This is a genomic window from Geobacillus sp. DSP4a, assembly GCF_013096875.1.
Classification (GTDB): Bacteria; Bacillota; Bacilli; order Bacillales; family Anoxybacillaceae; genus Geobacillus; species Geobacillus thermophilus.
Genome location: NZ_SDLD01000290.1, coordinates 1 through 253, shown reverse-complemented (window position 1 = coordinate 253; position 253 = coordinate 1). Strand labels below are relative to the sequence as shown.

1 pseudogene is annotated in these 253 nt (G+C 45.1%); it reads left to right on the top strand.

Annotation, left to right across the window (positions count from 1 at the left end):
- A pseudogene (locus tag ETC02_RS18020) lies at positions 1–142 on the top strand (IS110 family transposase); the annotation flags it as partial.
- Positions 143–253: the final 111 nt, after the last annotated feature.

Genomic DNA, 253 nt, shown 5'->3' with positions numbered 1-253 from the left:
GGAATTGGAGCAGTTAATCGAAGAAGTCGACCAGCACATCGACCGCCTGCTCGAGCCGTATCGGGAGGAAGTGGACTTACTGATGACCATGCCTGGAATCAAAAAACAAACCGCCGCCGTCATCATACTCACATTTCGCACCCTAACAAGGTCAAAACAAAGGATTTTTTATTTAGTTTTTCAGAATAACTTTTTGACCAACACAACGAGCGATGGCTATCCTTTTTTTACCATCGCTGGTCGTTCCGTATGA